The 17,284-nt window shown below is 40.8% G+C and carries 15 protein-coding genes; 12 read left to right on the forward strand and 3 right to left on the reverse strand.

Features of this window, described 5'->3' with window-relative positions; genetic code table 11:
* Positions 1-103: 103 nt before the first annotated feature.
* From prkA to GQY27_RS07280, 4 genes are all read left to right on the forward strand, one after another.
* Positions 104-1,999: an ATP-dependent protease PrkA gene (gene prkA / locus GQY27_RS07265; protein WP_160032890.1), complete on the forward strand. Its 1,896-nt coding sequence runs from the start codon at positions 104-106 to the stop codon at positions 1,997-1,999.
* Positions 2,000-2,252: 253 nt separating this feature from the next.
* Positions 2,253-3,263, forward strand: coding sequence for a globin-coupled sensor protein (locus GQY27_RS07270; RefSeq protein ID WP_160033142.1), 1,011 nt, complete (start codon positions 2,253-2,255; stop codon positions 3,261-3,263).
* Positions 3,264-3,397: 134 nt separating this feature from the next.
* Positions 3,398-4,408 (forward strand): LacI family DNA-binding transcriptional regulator, encoded by a 1,011-nt coding sequence (locus tag GQY27_RS07275; RefSeq protein WP_160032891.1) that lies wholly within the window; start codon positions 3,398-3,400, stop codon positions 4,406-4,408.
* Positions 4,409-4,674: 266 nt separating this feature from the next.
* Positions 4,675-5,367, forward strand: coding sequence for a hypothetical protein (locus GQY27_RS07280; protein WP_160032892.1), 693 nt, complete (start codon positions 4,675-4,677; stop codon positions 5,365-5,367).
* Positions 5,368-5,445: 78 nt separating this feature from the next.
* On the opposite strand, the gene GQY27_RS21480 is transcribed toward GQY27_RS07280, so the two are convergent.
* The 3 genes from GQY27_RS21480 to yhbH all read right to left on the reverse strand — a co-directional run bounded on the left by GQY27_RS21480 (position 5,446) and on the right by yhbH (position 8,861).
* Positions 5,446-6,000, reverse strand: a complete 555-nt coding sequence (locus GQY27_RS21480; protein WP_201450700.1) for an SEC-C metal-binding domain-containing protein — start codon at positions 5,998-6,000, stop codon at positions 5,446-5,448.
* A 249-nt stretch (positions 6,001-6,249) separates the two neighbouring features.
* Positions 6,250-7,698, reverse strand: coding sequence for a SpoVR family protein (locus tag GQY27_RS07290; protein ID WP_160032893.1), 1,449 nt, complete (start codon positions 7,696-7,698; stop codon positions 6,250-6,252).
* Positions 7,695-8,861 (reverse strand): sporulation protein YhbH, encoded by a 1,167-nt coding sequence (yhbH, locus tag GQY27_RS07295; RefSeq protein ID WP_160032894.1) that lies wholly within the window; start codon positions 8,859-8,861, stop codon positions 7,695-7,697. Before yhbH ends, GQY27_RS07290 begins: the two co-directional genes overlap by 4 nt.
* 252 nt (positions 8,862-9,113) lie before the next feature.
* Between yhbH and thrC the strand changes: the two genes are divergently transcribed.
* From thrC to GQY27_RS07335, 8 genes are all read left to right on the forward strand, one after another.
* The gene (gene thrC, locus GQY27_RS07300) at positions 9,114-10,529 is read left to right on the forward strand and encodes a threonine synthase (protein WP_160032895.1); all 1,416 of its coding nucleotides are present in this window, start codon (positions 9,114-9,116) and stop codon (positions 10,527-10,529) included.
* Positions 10,530-10,843: 314 nt separating this feature from the next.
* Positions 10,844-12,112, forward strand: coding sequence for a sulfotransferase family protein (locus tag GQY27_RS07305; RefSeq protein WP_160032896.1), 1,269 nt, complete (start codon positions 10,844-10,846; stop codon positions 12,110-12,112).
* Positions 12,109-14,040, forward strand: coding sequence for an asparagine synthase-related protein (locus tag GQY27_RS07310; protein WP_160032897.1), 1,932 nt, complete (start codon positions 12,109-12,111; stop codon positions 14,038-14,040). Before GQY27_RS07305 ends, GQY27_RS07310 begins: the two co-directional genes overlap by 4 nt.
* Positions 14,041-14,101: 61 nt before the next feature.
* Positions 14,102-14,245, forward strand: coding sequence for a paeninodin family lasso peptide (locus tag GQY27_RS07315; RefSeq protein WP_160032898.1), 144 nt, complete (start codon positions 14,102-14,104; stop codon positions 14,243-14,245).
* A gap of 161 nt (positions 14,246-14,406) precedes the next feature.
* Positions 14,407-15,357 (forward strand): phosphoenolpyruvate carboxykinase (ATP), encoded by a 951-nt coding sequence (locus GQY27_RS07320; RefSeq protein WP_160032899.1) that lies wholly within the window; start codon positions 14,407-14,409, stop codon positions 15,355-15,357.
* Entirely contained in the window at positions 15,354-15,647 is a 294-nt protein-coding gene (locus tag GQY27_RS07325) for a lasso peptide biosynthesis PqqD family chaperone (protein ID WP_160032900.1), read from the forward strand. The genes GQY27_RS07320 and GQY27_RS07325 overlap by 4 nt, the downstream gene beginning before the upstream one ends.
* A 10-nt stretch (positions 15,648-15,657) precedes the next feature.
* Positions 15,658-16,104 carry a lasso peptide biosynthesis B2 protein gene (locus GQY27_RS07330; protein ID WP_160032901.1) on the forward strand — a complete coding sequence of 149 codons (447 nt, stop codon included), beginning with the start codon at positions 15,658-15,660 and terminating at the stop codon, positions 16,102-16,104.
* A 28-nt stretch (positions 16,105-16,132) separates the two neighbouring features.
* Positions 16,133-17,278 (forward strand): nucleotidyltransferase domain-containing protein, encoded by a 1,146-nt coding sequence (locus GQY27_RS07335; protein WP_160032902.1) that lies wholly within the window; start codon positions 16,133-16,135, stop codon positions 17,276-17,278.
* Positions 17,279-17,284 lie beyond the last annotated feature (6 nt).

The raw sequence follows: 17,284 nt of genomic DNA on the forward strand, positions 1-17,284 counted from the left end.
GGAGCTTAGACAGTTAGGAAAAAGACGGGTTAGCAGTTCATGGAATGGACCTATTCGGAGTGGATGCTGAATCACTATGGAGCCATGGGAGGTACGAAAGAGCATGAATATTTTTGAACGCGTAGCTGAATTTCGTGAGGAAACCGATCGATTGTCATGGACGGGGACATTTAAAGACTATATTCAGATTTTGCAAAAGGATCCTACGCCTGCAATGACTGCTCATGCCAGAGTGTATGAAATGATCAAATCGTATGGTGTGGAAGAAAAAAATGGTCATAAACGCTATAAGTTTTTTGAACAACAAATTTTTGGACTAGACCGTAGTGTAGAAAGATTAGTTGAGGAGTATTTTCACTCCGCAGCGAGAAGGCTGGATGTCCGAAAACGAATTTTGCTCTTAATGGGTCCGGTCAGCGGCGGAAAGTCCACACTTGTCACGTTGTTAAAACGCGGGTTGGAGCAATTCTCACGAACAGATAAAGGAGCGGTTTATGCTATAGAAGGCTGCCCTATGCACGAAGATCCGCTGCATTTGATTCCCCTTGAACTAAGACCCGAAGTAGAGAAAGAGCTTGGGGTACGCATCGAAGGAAACCTATGCCCTTCTTGCCAGATGCGCCTTCGTACAGAATACGATGGAGATATTGAACAAGTTCGAGTAGAACGCGTCTTTATATCTGAGGACAGTCGTGTGGGAATTGGAACCTTCAGCCCTTCAGATCCGAAATCGCAGGATATCGCTGATCTCACCGGCAGTATTGATTTTTCAACCATCACAGAATATGGTTCTGAATCAGATCCAAGGGCCTATCGCTTTGATGGAGAACTCAATAAAGCGAACCGGGGACTCATGGAGTTCCAGGAAATGCTGAAATGTGATGAGAAATTTTTATGGAATTTGCTCTCACTTACCCAAGAGGGGAACTTTAAAGCAGGGCGTTTTGCTCTTATTAGCGCAGATGAGCTTATCGTTGCTCACACCAACGAATCAGAGTACAAATCTTTTATATCGAATAAAAAGAATGAAGCATTACAATCCCGGATGATTGTTATGCCGGTTCCGTATAACTTGAAAGTTTCGGAAGAGGAGAAAATTTATAAAAAGCTGATTGAGCAAAGTGACATGCGCCATGTGCACATTGCCCCGCACGCTCTTAAGACGGCTGCCATTTTCTCCATACTTACTCGTTTAAAAGAATCAAAGAAACAAGGAATGGACCTTGTTAAAAAAATGCGGATGTACGATGGTCAAGAAGTAGAAGGATATAAAGAAGCAGATCTAAAGGAAATGCAAAACGAGTATCTTGAAGAAGGAATGACAGGAATTGATCCTCGTTATGTCATTAACCGAATTTCCAGTGCGCTCATTAAACAAAATCTAGAGTGCATTAATGCGCTTGATATCCTCAGAGCCATTAAGGATGGGCTGGACCAGCATGCTTCTATTACGAAAGAAGAACGTGAGAAATATCTCAATTTCATTTCGATTGCACGTAAAGAATATGATGAGTTAGCGAAAAAAGAAGTACAAAAAGCATTTGTCTATTCTTTTGAAGAGTCCGCAAAGACTTTGTTTGAAAATTATCTTGATAACATCGAAGCATTCTGCAATTGGACGAAAATACGTGATCCATTAACGGATGAAGCGATGGATCCAGATGAGCGCCTTATGCGCTCTATAGAAGAGCAGATCGGCGTATCTGAGAATGCAAAAAAAGCATTTCGTGAAGAAATTTTAATCCGGATTTCAGCATACTCGCGTAAAGATAAGAAATTTGATTATAACAGTCATGATCGCTTAAGAGAGGCCATTGAGAAGAAATTGTTTGCAGATCTTAAGGATATCGTGAAGATTACGACATCGACGAAGACACCCGATGCTATTCAATTAAAGCGAATTAACGAAGTCAGCTCGAGACTTATTGATGGGCACGGATACTGCCCTGTATGCGCAAATGAACTTTTGCGTTATGTTGGCAGCTTGCTGAATCGTTAATTCTGAAACTTAAGTGAAAATGTTGCTCGACTGTAGTACGTGTTTTCCCATCCATCCACTTTGAATTAGATTGAAAACAGCGTTAACTTAAGGTGACTTAATAGTTGCCTGGTTAACGCTTTTATAATGATAAAAAGGAAAATATTTAATGAAACAGGACTTTAGATCTATGTGTAACTAGGGTTTTCGTTCTATAATGATCAAAGTATGAATAGAAAATTACACATGAATACAGAAAGAGGAATTTAATGTGATGATCAATGTTTCACAAGAAAGAAAAAAACAGCTCGATTTTATAGGCCTAACAGATAGTGAATTGAACCTTCTTAATAGTCATCGTTTTGTTTTCGAGCAAATTGTGGACAAAGTTGTAGATCGTATGTATGAACATATTGGCCAGATCAAGGAACTCAGAACAATAATCGAGGGACACTCTACCATTGAACGACTTAAAGAAACACAACGTTGGTACTTTCTATCCTTAACAGATGGAGTCATTGATGAGCCTTTTATTGAGAAAAGAATTAAGATTGGTTTAGTACATTCTCACATTGGATTAAATGCCGATTATTATCTTGGAACCTATATGGTTTATCTGGATTTAGCTACCCAGTACATGCAGGAGTTTCTTCCAGACAATTGGTACCCTGTTATACATGCACTAACCAAGATGTTTAATTTTGATTCACAGCTTGTACTCGAAGCCTATGAAACGAAAGAAAAGGATACGATTAATGAGGTCGTAGAGGAACAGGAACTTATGTTAAAAGCAATTACGGAAGTTTCTCAAAAGCTTACAGGAATGATTGACGAACTACATAGAAATACACAAGTGATTTCTGAGACTGCAAAAGAGACAGCAGCATCACAAGAATTGGCTCATGGTTTAGTTAATGAACTGAATCAGGAAGTACAGCATATACAGAAGATGGGTACGCTTATTCGAGATATTTCAGACCAAAGTCATCTTCTTGGCTTGAATGCGGCAATAGAAGCAGCACATGCTGGAGAGAGCGGTAGGGGGTTTGAAATTGTAGCAGGCGAAATTCGCAAACTTGCAACCGGGTCTAAGAAAGCAATGGATCAAATCCAAGGAGTAGTAGATAGTATTATGACAAAGCTTGTACAAGTGAGTAAGGAATCAGATAATACAACCGGAAATACGGAAAGACAAGTTCACAGTTCCAAAGAATTAATAGCTTTTGTTGCTATGATGGAAGGCGTCTCTAAAGATTTGAAAGAGCTGCAGAAAAAACATGTCTAGGAAGAACAATGGAAAGCGCATTCATTTAATCTATGAGGTTTTCTAGTTTTCCGTTATAATAATGATTATGCGGGTCTATAGTTACCCAGCTGATAATGTAACGGATAAACTATGATTGATATAGAGGTGATCAAATGGCATCGATACATGATGTGGCTAAAGAAGCTGGGGTTTCAGTTGCTACCGTTTCTAAGGTGCTGAATGATTATCCAGATGTAAGTGACAAAACTCGTAAAAAAGTGAATATGGTGATTGAACAACTTCACTATCACCCTAATGTTGTCGCTAGGGGACTTGTGAAAAGAAGATCCTGGACCGTGGGCGTTCTCCTGACCGTCCCGTTTACCAATCCATTTGTTGCGGAACTGCTGGAAGGAATCAAAACAGCACTTGAAAACAGCGGATATGATCTGGTTCGGCTATCAACCCGTTTTGATGACCCCAATTATTCTTTTATCAAACATTGTCGCAGCCGCAACGTAGAAGGAGTTGTCGTGTTTGGTGTAGAACGTGATAACCCGAGTATAGATGAGCTCCTTAATTCGGACATACCTACGATGTTTGTAGACACAGATATTATAGGAAAACGTGCGGGATACATTACAACGGATAACCAGAATGCAATCCAGATGAGTGTAAAGCATTTATACGAACTTGGTCATCATAAAATTGCTTACATTTCAGGTACCCTCGGACCGTCCATTGCGAACATGCGGCTTAAAGGTTACAAAGAAGGACTGAAAAACTGTAATTTGCCTTATTTGACATCATATCTTGAAGTTTGCGATTATTCTTTTGACGAAGGGGCCGCAGCGATGCGACGTTTGCTTCAGTTGGAAGAACCCCCCACAGGTGTTGTCTGTACATCGGATCTGGCGGCCTTTGGCGCGATTTATGAAATAGAAAGACATGGGCTTCGTGTCCCCGAAGATGTTTCAGTCGTTGGTTTTGATAACACCTATCATGCCCAAGTGTTTAAACCCAATTTGACGACGATTAACCAAAATATTTATTCTATTGGAATTAAATCGATTGAGTGCCTGATTGGCTTAATTGAAAATCCTGATTTCTCACCTCCTGTTATTACAGAGCCGTCTGAATTAATTGTAAGACAGACGACAGCAAGCCCAAGTGTTTTGGTATAATTTTTTTATAAAAGCATTTTTAGAAAGTAGCCTTTGACTTTGACCAGAATGGTCGATAAAGGCCGCTTATTCTAGAGATGCTTTTTTCTGTTAGGAGAGGTTTATTTTCACCCGAAACGCTTATTTTTAAGAAATTTGATCAAATTTTCCTGAATGTCTATCATGACGGGTACTCGCACTATATAATGGTAAAGGTAAAGTGAAGATAGGATGAATATTTCACAATCAATTACTTATGGCTATAAATATAAAAGGAGTACAATTCATTGAATAAATTACTAAAATCACTTATGTTGCTGACTGCAATTATGCTGATCGGCAGTGTTGTTGTTTATGCAGAATTTAAGGGGTCATCCCATTCAAATAGAGAACTAATGGAAGAAAATATAGATAACAAGCAAGAATCAGGGCAACTGGATCAGCAGGAGAAATCTACATTACAAGCTATTGCGGAAGTGATAGATACGGAGAATCGTTTGTTTCCCGTACAAAAATCAGAAGGGTTATATGAAGGGTTTATACTCCATTGGGATCACAAAACCGCTGATTTTGATTGGAAAAGCATTGCATCGCCGGCCGCACCCGCTGAGTTATTCTCAGGTGATGTAACGGGCGATGGAATAAAAGATGCCATCATTACACTGCCAGCAGGGTATGGAACAGGCGTATATCTGGAGGATATTCATGTCGTTAATGGAAAAACATTGCGGGAAGAGCAGGTAGAAGATGCAGTCTACGCTGCGAAAAAGTGGTTAGTTTTGGGTACGGAGTTGATTAGCCAGGAAGAGCTTCTCCTAAATCACATTGACTATCAGATGAACGAAAATGAGCAGCTTACCGCTTTAATTGGGGTAGCGACATCCCCCTTACAATATGTTGGAGAGCTCGCTTTGACTTATGTATATAACGATGAAAAAGAGAAGTTGATGATCGATTCCATTTCATATACTGCTTTTTAATAAAACATTTGAATAAAAAAAGCCCGAAGAAGATAATCTCCTTCGGGAATCTGCCCATATATTTTAAAAACTAAGGAATTAAACGGTTTGCAGTGCAAAAGACTGTTGATCAGAGAACTCAGAAAGCTGGTGCACACATTTGGAGAGCGTGCTTGCCGAAACATCATGTTTTGCAGCTAGTTCCGAATGACTTACTGTTTTACCAAGCTTTGTTGCTGTCAAGTATTCTAGAGCTCCAGCGTAACCGCCCGGCTTACGATAGCGAGGGGCTTCACTTTGGCTGTAGTCGCTCCACAGCTTTGCCAATTGAGATTGCTGATCATACGACAGCGAGTAATCTTTTACAAGTTCTGGAATAACCGAAGCTGCTAACTCGCGGTGCGAATCGCTTTCAAAGGGAAATTTAGACAGGTCAAGTGTTTTGTCTGTAGTTGAGACGGATGCAGCTTCAACGGACTGTACTGCTGGTGCTGGAGCTGATGTGGAAACAGCTCGTCTGGAACCTGTAATTACTTCAACCGAAGTGGCTACTCGTACATTACGTTGCTTTTCTCTGTCTTTCTCGAGGCAACATTTTTTATATTTTTTCCCACTGCCGCAGTGGCACGGTTCGTTTCTACCGATGTTGGACAATTTTGTTCGCTCCTTTATTCAATTGCAGATAATTCTAATGATGAGTGCTTACGATTGTAATAAGCGCTGACAAAAGTAGATTATAACATATTTATCAGCTTTGTATGTATACGGGCATTAGATGACCAGTCCATCTATTATTCAATTTACCCCATGAAAAAGCCTGTTTCAACCCAAATTTGAGTGAAAACAGGCTTTTAGCTGGAAAAAGTACAAACTGATTTGATCTCACAGAATTATAAAATCGATTCAAGTTAGTAATTTTCTGTGCATTTTTTTGCCGTCAAATGTAAACAGAACAGGTTTATCATCAATCATGGTTTCAAGGTGAACGGCGCGGCCCCATAATTTATATACGTAAGGGAGCGTACGCTCCATGTATTTTAAATCAAGCTCAATGCCCTCATACTGGTGTTTTAATACGATTTCACCTGTGCGAAGGTGATCAGCATCCTTAACAACAAGATAGGGAGATCCGCCGTTAACCCTAGCAAAGACGAGCTGATCCCGAATATTTTCCCATGACTTATCGGTGATTTTCCAGTCAGGTCCTTTTTTCTCGAACACATATAAATCAAGGTCTTCAACCAGCTGTTTTGTCATGTAGTTACGGATGAATGAGGTATCGGAATCATATTCACGTACTTCAAACATTTTAGCCCGGCCTCCGCCAGGAGTCCGTCCAAGTCGTTCTTGTTCATGTGAAGTTGGATGATCCCATCTTTTTTCAATGTCTTCGAAGATTTTAAGACCGAGATAATAAGGGTTCAGACTTTGTTTAGACGGCTGTACAACCGAGGCATTGAGCATCGCATACTCTACGGCTTCATCACTCGTTAGATCCAGTTCACGGATGATGCGCTGATGCCAATACGAAGCCCAGCCTTCGTTCATAATCTTAGTCTCCATTTGCGGCCAGAAGTATAGCATTTCCTCGCGGAGCATGCTCATGATGTCTCTTTGCCAGTCAGTTAGTACTTCAGAGAACTCCTGAACGAACCACATGATGTCTTTTTCGGGTTCAGGAGGGAAGCGAAAGACTTGGTGTGCATTTGGATCAGGATCCTCAGAGGCTTTGACTCCGATATCCCAAAGATCGTCATATCGCCCAGGAGGACGAACAGTGGGGTCTGGATTTTTTTGCTCTTTTATTTTCAGCTCCATATAGCGCTGTTTATCGAGATGCTGAGGTTTAATCAGCTGCGGATCGACATGCTCCTGAATGGCGAGGACCGCATCAATGAAAGACTCGACGGCTTCTGTGCCGTACTCCAGTTCATACTGCTTAATCCGGTCTGCTGTTGCTGCCATACTTTCGACCATATTTCGGTTAGACTTTGAGAAGCGTGCATTATTTTTAAAGAAGTCACAGTGAGCAAGGACATGGGCTACAATGAGTTTATTTTGAATAAGGGAGTTGCCGTCCAGCAAGAAGGCATAACATGGATCAGAGTTAATAACCAATTCGTAAATTTTGCTGAGCCCAAAATCATATTGCATCTTCATTTTCTGAAAGGTCTTCCCAAAGCTCCAGTGACTGAACCTGGTCGGCATGCCATACGCACCAAAAGTGTAAATAATATCAGAAGGACAGATTTCATATCGCATTGGAAAATAATCGAGTCCGAAGCCATTTGCGATCTCCATTATCTCGTCAATAGCATATTCCAGGTCCTTTAATTCACTTGAACTGCTCATGAAACGCTGCCTCCTTCTTTGTTATGAAAAAAGGTGCGCAGGGCCTTATATACTTCGCCCTTTTCTTTGATGACGTAGTACATGAATTGATCCATCTTGATATTCCGGTAGGCAGACATCAGCGTACTGCTTCGATTATACTGATTGACCTCACCATAACCGAACATATTGCTTCTTTTCAGCAGTTCGCCGATTAATTTAACACAGCGTTCATTATCACTGGTTAGGTTATCGCCGTCAGAGAAGTGAAAAGGGTAGATATTGTAACTTGAAGGCGGATAACGCTGATCTATAATCTCAAGGGCTTTAATATAGGCAGAAGAACAGATTGTACCGCCGCTTTCGCCGCGGGTGAAAAATTCTTCTTCGCTCACTTCTTTTGCTTCCGTATGATGGGCGAGGAAGACAATCTCTACTTTTTCGTATTGTTTACGTAAGAACCGGGTCATCCAGAAAAAGAAGCTTCTTGCGCAATATTTTTCAAAAGAGCCCATGGACCCGGATGTATCCATCATGGCAATAATGACGGCATTGGAGTGGGGGATGACGGTATCGTCCCAAGTTTTATAGCGTAGGTCATCAGGGCTGATGTGATGAATTCCTGGGTTCCCGGTGGTTGCATTCCGGCGTAAATTTTCTAAAATGGTCCGCTTCTTGTCGATGTTGGACTGCATCCCTTTTTTACGGATATCGTTAAACTTAATACTCTGTGTCTCAATTTCTTCTTTGTCTTTTTGTTTGAGGTGGGGTAAGGAGAGTTCGGAAAATAGCATATTTTCAAGGTCTTCCATGTTGATCTCTGCCTCTACAACGTCTTGACCTGGCTGATCGCCTGCTTTTTCACCTTTACCTGGTTTTTGACTCGCAGGATCACGTCCAATGACATCGCCGACCTGACTATCTCCATCTCCTTGGCCAACATGCTTTTGTTTTTGATAATTATAGACAAAGCGATATTCATCCAGGCTCCGAATCGGAACTTTAATGATCTGTTTACCATCGGACATAATGATATTTTCTTCCGTAATAAGGTCGGGCAGGTTCTGCTTAATGATTTCCTTTACCTTCTGCTGATGGCGCAGCTGATCTTGGTAACCTTTACGGTGAAGAGACCAATCTTCTTTCGAAACGACAAATGAGTAAGGCTGGCGAGAATCCGGCATTTTAGGCACCTCCCCTGTAAATTGTGCGGCACAGTTTGACCTGCTGTAAATTAAGTATATTCACGGGCAGTGATGATATGTGATGACATTGATATAAAATAGAGAAGTGGAACATTTATCTTCCTATTATTGTCGTTAACTTACAGAAAATGATTCGCTTTTGCAGCGGTTCAGTGTATGATGGTTTAAAAGAGAAGAAGATAGGACCATCGTTTTCGTGCATGGTCAAAAGTGCAGGAGGGAATATAGCGTATGCAATATCAAAGTACTCGAGGACAGGTTAGTGAAGTAGGATTTATTGATGCATTTCTGATGGGGCTGGCAACAGATGGAGGTTTGCTCGTACCAAGTACCATTCCTGTCATATCTAGCGACAAGTTGGAAGAGTGGAGAACTCTTTCTTTTCAGGATTTAATGCTTGAGATTTTTTCTTATTATTTGAATGAAGAAATTCCGAGTGATGAGCTGAAGGAAATGGTCTATGCCAGTTACAGTACCTTCCGGCATGAAGACGTTACACCTGTTCATCAACTTACGGATGATATATATTTACTTGAATTGTTCCATGGTCCAACATTTGCTTTTAAGGATATTGCGCTTCAGCTCATGGGACAGTTGTATAGTTATGTAGCTAAACAGTATAAACGCCCAATTAATATTCTGGGTGCTACTTCTGGCGATACAGGAGCCTCTGCTATTCAAGGCGTTCGAGGTAAAGAAGGAATTAATATCTGTATTCTGCATCCAAGTGGCAAAGTAAGTAAGGTGCAAGAACTTCAGATGACTACAGTACAAGATGAGAACGTGCTGAATTTATCAGTGGAAGGTAATTTTGATGACTGTCAGCGAATGATTAAGGAACTTTTTGCGGATGTAAATTTCAAAAATGAGCATCATCTGTGTGCAATTAATTCCATTAATATTGTTCGGATCCTTGCCCAAACGGTTTATTATTTCTACGCCTATTTCCGGGTCACAGATCAGCGCCCTGAACTAACCGGAGTACCGCTGCATTTCAGCGTACCTACAGGTAATTTCGGAGATATTTTTGCAGGATATCTGGCTTCTCGTATGGGTCTACCTGTTGGTAAACTGGTACTTGCAACGAACGAGAATAATATATTAGAGCGTTTTGTGAAAGAAGGGGTTTATAAACCTGACGGATTCCATACGACGTACAGCCCTTCTATGGATATTCAGGTTGCGAGCAACTTTGAGAGATATCTTTATTACGTTTTGGATGAGGATGCAGAGCAAACGGAAAGCTATATGAAGAGTTTCCAGGAGAGCGGTGAAATTCGAATTCCACAAGAGCTGTTAAGCAAAGTTCAATCGGAATTTGCAGCGTACGGTGTGATTGGGGCAGAGTGTCTCGCAACAATTCAAAAATATAACGATGAAAAAGCATATCTGCTCGATCCTCACTCCGCTTGCGGAGTTGCTGCAGCAGAACGCACGCTTCCTGCAGGTGAAGTTGTAGTTTCGTTAGCTACAGCGCATCCTGCAAAGTTCAATGAATCCATTGAACTCTGTGAGATCAAGCAGGAATTCCCGCCGCAAATCTCAGCACTGTATGACATGCCTGTTCGTAAAACGGAGGTAGAGGGAACGTTGGATCAAGTAGTCGCCGAACTCCTTCCTTTTTACCATCGTCTTCAAGTGAAATAGTATCGAAATTCAATAAAAAAAATAAAAGCCGTCTAGGATGAAGAGCTGTTCTACATCTTAGACGGTTTTTTGTGATTTTATTCAGGGTACTGTTTTTTCGAGTGAAGAATAGACTATCTTTATCATTTGATATTTAGAAATTTGGAAAATTCAGTTCCGTGATTACATGAAAGAGAATGAAAACAGTCATTGACATGATACAAAATGTATCATAAAGTATTGGTAAACATACATAATGTATCGACAATATTTTTAACTTCATTCGCATCTTCATGATTTATGTAAGTCTTCTGTGAGAAAGGAGATGCATTTTTTTGAAAGACTTTAAGGACGAACAGCTTATATTTCTGTTATGTACCCCAAGAAGTGGTAGTTCTTTAGCCACAGCTATGATCCAAAATCACCACGAGGTGTATGCTGCTCAAGAAATGTGGTATTTACTCAGTCTAGCTGATCTGGACATTGTTCCATCTCGACCCTATGGCGGTAGCGCCATTGTCAAACAATTCGTTCATGGAATTTTACCGACAGGTGTTTTTAATGTAGCAGCCAGAGCATTTGCAACGGAAGTCTATGGTAGCCTTCTAGAACAGAATAGAGCAAACTATCTTATCGATAAATCCCCGAGATATTATATATGCCTTGAGTTTCTGGATGTGCTTTTCCCCGGATCAAAACGCATAGGTTTATTTCGTAATCCTCTTGCAGTCGCGGCTTCCTACAAAAAAGTAAATCAGCATACGGGTGAACATTTTTCGTTAGTTCAAGATTTAAATAAGTCAGAGCCCAGTATGAAGATCGTCGATCTTACCGTTGGCCTATTCCGTTATTACTATTATTTCAAGTCAAAAAACGTTAATACTTATATTTTAAAATATGAAGATATGGCAAAGAATCCAGCCGAAGAATTAAATAGAATTTGTAAGTTTACGGGGATTCCTTATCAAGATGGTATGGAGAAATATGGTTCCCCAGTAAGTGATGCGAAAGCCGATTTATTCTACAGCATGGGGGTAGGTGATCCTTTTTTACTGCATCATAAGGAGGCACATGCAGGTTCGATTGATATTTGGAAAGAACTGCTCACAAGTGAAGAGATTGATGCCTACTGCAGGGTGCTTGGATCGGGGATTTTTACAGCATTAGGTTACGAAGAAGAACTTGCCGAAGCTGAACGCATTACAGGTGAAAAATACCCAGAAGAGCCTGATGTTACTCTTCTTCAGCATATAGAAAACCATTTTGCAAAAATAAGCGGATACCGCTGGCAGCCTGAATATGAAATGGTATACAACAAACCGTCTGCTATTAGCCATACATCTCCTTTCATAAATTACGAGTTAGACATCAAGATAAAGAATGAAGATTACGAGATTGCCCTAAACCAAATCTCTCAGTTAGAAACAAGAGTCAGACTTCTGGAGAATCGACTCACGAAGGCTTATCAGGATAAGCAACGTATGGAATATCAGTTGCAGGAGATTAAAAATAAAATAAATCAGCTGAAATCTTTACTCCCGTTTGGGAACAAGGTAGCGTCTCTCGTAAAGGGATACCTAGGCGGAAGGAGAGAAAAATCATGAGTGCAATAACAGGATGTATATACCATAACCAAATTGTTCAGCTGGATGTGATGGAACCTGTCATGCGTTCATTTGCTCCCTATCCATGGGATCGAGTTCATTCCTGGTGTGATGGACATGTTTTTATGAGTTGCCATGCACAGTGGGTTACACCTGAGTCGATTCATGAGTATCTTCCCTATTATGAGGAAGAAACAGGACTGGCTATTACAGCAGATGCGATTTTGGATAATAGATCAGATCTGTTTGAACGATTGGAAGTACCAAACGAATCGAGAAAAAGAGTAACGGACAGTCAATTGATACTTATGGCATATATGAAATGGGGAGAGCTTGCTCCCAAACATCTTATTGGAGATTTCGTGTTTATGATCTGGGATGAAAAAAAGAGGAAACTCTTTGGAGCTAGGGATGTATCGGGTCATCGAACCTTTTATTACGTTGCAGATTCAGAGCGATTCGCCTTTTGTAGCCGAATTACCCCGCTTTTTAAGCTACCTTATTTCCGTAAACAACTGAATGAACAGTGGTTGGCTGAGTTTTTAGCAATTAACGGAATGTCTGAATCGTACGACATCCATGCTACCGCTTATCAAAATATAAAACAGATTCCTCCAGCACATAGCATTACTGTTCATTTTGGCGGAATGGTGAATCTTCACAGATATGACCATATCGATCAAGTGGAAACATTATATCTAAAATCGGATGGGGAATACGAAGAAGCTTTTCGTGAGGTAGTAGAGGAAGCCGTGTCCAGCCGTCTACGAACATTCAAACAGGTAGGAGCAGCACTTAGCGGAGGACTTGATTCCGGCACAGTAGCAAGTTTTGCTTCTCCTTTATTGAAGAGGCAGGGAAAAACACTTCAAGCTTACAGCTATATTCCTATCTCTGATTTTGTAGACTGGACATCAAGCAGGCTCATTGCAGATGAAACTCCCTTTATACGATCTACAGTGGAGCATATCGGGAATATCCAAGAACATTATATGGACTTTGCTGATAAAAATCCGCTGTCTGAAGTGAATGAGTGGCTCAGCCTTATGGAGATGCCCTATAAATTTTTTGATAATTCTTTTTGGATACGTGGATTTTATGAACAAGCTCAAAAGGAGAATGTAGGTGTTCTGCTTACGGGAGGAAGAGGCAACTTTACAATCTCCTGGGGGCCGGCTCTAGAGTATTACGCTCAGCTTCTACGGAAAGGTCGGCTATTCCATATGGCAAAAGAATTGCAGTTATACAGCCGCCAAGCCAAAGTCCCAAGATCAAGATTACTTCCTATGATAGGGAGTAAAGCATTTCCCTCTATCCATACATTTTTTCATAAAAAGAAAGAAAGAACCGCACTGCCTGAGCTGATCCATCCGGATTTTGCTAAAAAAATGGAGATATACAGTGGGAACGAGCAATACATAACAAGTTCAAATACAAACATGATTGATGCAGTTCAAGCAAGACAAGAAAAATTCAGTAATTTATCGATTGCGAACAAAAATGGGGCCACCTCAACGAAACTGTCTCTTCGTTACGGTCTGCTTGAGAGGGACCCTACAAGTGATCCGAGAGTGGTTCGTTTTTGTTTGTCTGTTCCCCTTGAGCAATATGTCCAAAAGGGTAGAGATCGTGCTTTATTACGCAGAGCTATGAATAACCGTTTGCCTGATAACGTGAGGTTAAATCAGAGCTTACGAGGTGTGCAGCCAGCCGATTGGATTCATCGTATACGTCCTCAGTGGGATGAGTTTACATCTGAGCTTGTAAAAATAAGTAAGGATAGCAGTGTATCAAGCTATTTGAACATTTCTCAGATTGAGAAAGGACTGGCAAAAATCAAAGAACCGCGGCCCGAAATGGCTTGGGATCCCGAGGTCCGATTATTAATGCACAGCCTAATTGTATATCGTTTCTTAAATCAGTTTTAGATAATTAGTTACTTATAAGTGCGGGCAGATTGCTCCTCTTTCTAGGAAGGGAGGTGAATGTATGTTAACAGAAAAAAAAGAATGGCAAGTTCCTAGTTTGGAAGTACTGGATGTGAGCAGCACTAAGGCAGGAAAGGGATATAGACAAATCGATTGGGTAACTGAGCATGATGCCGATCAGTATGATCCAGTTAAACCTAGCTAAGTCAGCTTAACGTTTTCGTACTTATAAGTATAGAGTATGGTTGTTATCAGTAGAGAAATGAAATTTACTGTTTTCTCTACTGATAACTAATATACGTTTTATTTGTAAAGGCAACTAAAAGCCCCTAAATGAAGGAATGGTCACGCAAGGAGGTTAGAGTAGTGAATGGACTAAATAAGAAGTATCTTTATCGAGCATTTGGTCTCAAAATTTGGAGTGAGATCCCTCTGCCAGAGTTAATAGATATTGAGCTAACTTCTTCTAACGAAGTTGATATCCATATAGAATTAGGTAACTTAGAGGATATTGCTGAGGATTGGAACATTGCTGAACAAAATTTTCAATATCGGAATGCAGCATTACTTTTTGAAATTCCTGATCTTGCTCTGTTCGAGGTGTCTGGCGGAAGACGAGTGCTTATTTCGCCTAAAAATGGAGTAAGTGGAGTAAGCATGGCGCGGATTAGGTTATATTTGCTTGGAACTTGTATGGGAGCCATATTAATGCAACGCGGGACGCTACCTCTTCATGGAAGTGCGGTTATGATTGGCCAATCTGCTTATGCATTTCTAGGGGATTCAGGAGTAGGGAAATCAACACTCTCAGCAGCACTAGCAAATCAGGGATATCCCTTGCTTAGTGATGATGTAGTTGCAGTGCATTATACGAAAGGGTTTGCTGGGCCTATTGTTTCTCCAGCGTATCCACAGCAAAAACTAAACGCATATAGTATGGATATGTTACAAATGGAGTCAGCAGGATTTGAAGTCATCATGGATGAATTCAAGTATGCCGTACCTAGAAGAGACAAGTTTTATGTAGATGATGTTCCACTGGCAGGTGTATTTGAACTACTTCCAACAACAGAAAATAACATTACCGTTGAACCGATTTATGCATTATCGGGGATTCATTTGCTCCAGGCACACACTTACAGACTAGCCTTGATTAAAAGAATGAGTATGCTTCAGTGGCATTTTTCAAGCGTTACCCAGCTGGCAGGAGTACTTCCGATGAACCGGATATCACGTCCTCTTGATGGAAGAACAGTACATAATCTAGTCGACACCGTGTTACAAACGGTAAATAAAGGAGTGAGTCAATCGATATGACAGACAATGTGGTTTTGTTAACCGAGACTTACATTCAAGAAGAAGGTTATGTGGTTAGTGATATGAATGGGGATAAAGTCATGATGTCTATTCAGTCGGGTAAATACTATAATCTCGGCAAAACGGGTGGACGAATTTGGGAGCTCTTATCAGAAGGAAACACGATTCCAAATCTAGTACACACGCTCACAGCAGAATTCACGGTATCGCCAAATCAATGTGAGAAACACGTTCATACGTTTATGCAGCATTTATACAAGGAAGGACTCATTAAAATACAAGAAAGCTAGGAAACCAATCATGGGAACTGCTCTTTTTCGGTCTTTTCTCAGACAAAAACCTGCTTTAAAGCGAATGATCGTAGAAGCATGGTTATATCTGGCCTATGCGAGAGTGCTGAGCTTTTTACCATTCGCTAGGATTGCTCCATTGTTAGGCGCTGAACAGCAAGAAACAACCTTTGAAAGACATCCAGTGAAAGAAAAAACGGCACTTCATATATCTAAAGTGATATACAAGGTTAGTAAACATACCCCGTGGAAAAGCGAATGTATGGTCACTGGCATTGCGGCAATGAAGATGCTCCAAAGGCGGAGGATTGCTAGCACACTGTATTTTGGAATTGCAAAGAATGATGATCAGAAGTTAATCGCACACGCTTGGCTTCGGAGTGGGACTTTATACGTAACAGGTGCGAAAGGTATAGAGAAATTCACCGTTGTAAACAAGTTTGCCAAACAATCCTAGCATGTAATAAAAGGGTGGTTTATAGAAAATGAAGAATGAGCAAAATGGTCTGCTAAAACAAGCTTCCACCGTTGAATTTCACTTCATGTGTGAGTTGTTGCAGAGAGAAGATCACGGTGAGTCAAATCCATTAGAAGAGCACCTTACTCAAGTTAATTGGGAACAGTTTATTGAACTTATCATACACCACCGAGTATATCCGCTGATTTATCCAAAGTTACAGCAGATAAGTAGCAAGATTCCTGCTGATGTGATGGAGCAATTAGCGCACGGTGTCATGACGAACACCCTATTTATGATGAAGCTCACTGCTGAATTAGAACGTTTACTCTCCTCGTTAGAGGGGGCTGGCATCAAGGTTTTGACCTTAAAAGGACCTATTCTTTCACAAGAATTATATGGGGATCTGGCTCATCGGACATCCAAGGATCTGGACTTACTTGTGAATTATAATGATGTCGAGGGCGCGCTTTCCCTGCTTGAAGGACTCGGTTATGTTAAAGAATATGAACAACCATATATTCTTGGAAGCTGGAAGTGGAAGGACCATCATATTCCTTTGATTCATCCTGCGCTAAAAATACAAGTCGAAATTCATTGGAGTCTGAATCCATCGGGAGCGAAAAATGTACCCTTTACAGTTTTATGGGAAAGAAGAAGTACGATGACATTAGTTAATCGTGAGGTTTCCTACCTAGGACAAGAAGATCTATTTGTATATCTAATCAGTCATGGAGCGAGACATGGATGGTTTCGTCTACGCTGGTTGACTGATATTGACCGTATTATTCGTTATCAGAAGTTAGATGATTTAACCTTCTTTATGGATGAGCATGAGGCCAAGCATTATGCAGGGCAAGCTTTTTATTTATGTTCTACACTTCTGAATACACCGCTTCGGAGTGATATGAAGCTGCTAGCAGAAGACAAAATCTCGGTTAGATGGGCAGAATATGCTTTTGAACTTATCAATGACGGGAAGATTCCCCATAAAGAGAAGCTAAAGTCATACTTACATCAGATCAAATCCCCTAAACGACGATTATATATGCTACTGGGGCGTTTGTATCCGGGTCCACAGGACGCGGCTTTGTTACCATTGCCTCGTGTATTGCATTTTTTATATGTACCTTTACGCCCGTTCTTATGGATCTGGCGTCGTGCCAAACCGTGAAGCAGG

The organism is Paenibacillus sp. An7 (assembly GCF_009870785.1).
Lineage (GTDB): Bacteria > Bacillota > Bacilli > Paenibacillales > Paenibacillaceae > Paenibacillus.

Excerpts from the sequence above, each read along its gene's own strand:
- GQY27_RS07335 (WP_160032902.1), top strand. The coding sequence starts at position 16,133 with ATGAAGAATGAGCAAAATGGTCTGCTAAAACAAGCTTCCACCGTTGAA.
- GQY27_RS07275 (WP_160032891.1), top strand. The coding sequence starts at position 3,398 with ATGGCATCGATACATGATGTGGCTAAAGAAGCTGGGGTTTCAGTTGCT.
- GQY27_RS07330 (WP_160032901.1), top strand. The coding sequence starts at position 15,658 with ATGGGAACTGCTCTTTTTCGGTCTTTTCTCAGACAAAAACCTGCTTTA.
- GQY27_RS07290 (WP_160032893.1), bottom strand. The coding sequence starts at position 7,698 with ATGAGCAGTTCAAGTGAATTAAAGGACCTGGAATATGCTATTGACGAG.
- yhbH (WP_160032894.1), bottom strand. The coding sequence starts at position 8,861 with ATGCCGGATTCTCGCCAGCCTTACTCATTTGTCGTTTCGAAAGAAGAT.
- GQY27_RS07315 (WP_160032898.1), top strand. The coding sequence starts at position 14,102 with ATGTTAACAGAAAAAAAAGAATGGCAAGTTCCTAGTTTGGAAGTACTG.
- prkA (WP_160032890.1), top strand. The coding sequence starts at position 104 with ATGAATATTTTTGAACGCGTAGCTGAATTTCGTGAGGAAACCGATCGA.
- GQY27_RS07270 (WP_160033142.1), top strand. The coding sequence starts at position 2,253 with ATGATCAATGTTTCACAAGAAAGAAAAAAACAGCTCGATTTTATAGGC.
- thrC (WP_160032895.1), top strand. The coding sequence starts at position 9,114 with ATGCAATATCAAAGTACTCGAGGACAGGTTAGTGAAGTAGGATTTATT.
- GQY27_RS07310 (WP_160032897.1), top strand. The coding sequence starts at position 12,109 with ATGAGTGCAATAACAGGATGTATATACCATAACCAAATTGTTCAGCTG.
- GQY27_RS07325 (WP_160032900.1), top strand. The coding sequence starts at position 15,354 with ATGACAGACAATGTGGTTTTGTTAACCGAGACTTACATTCAAGAAGAA.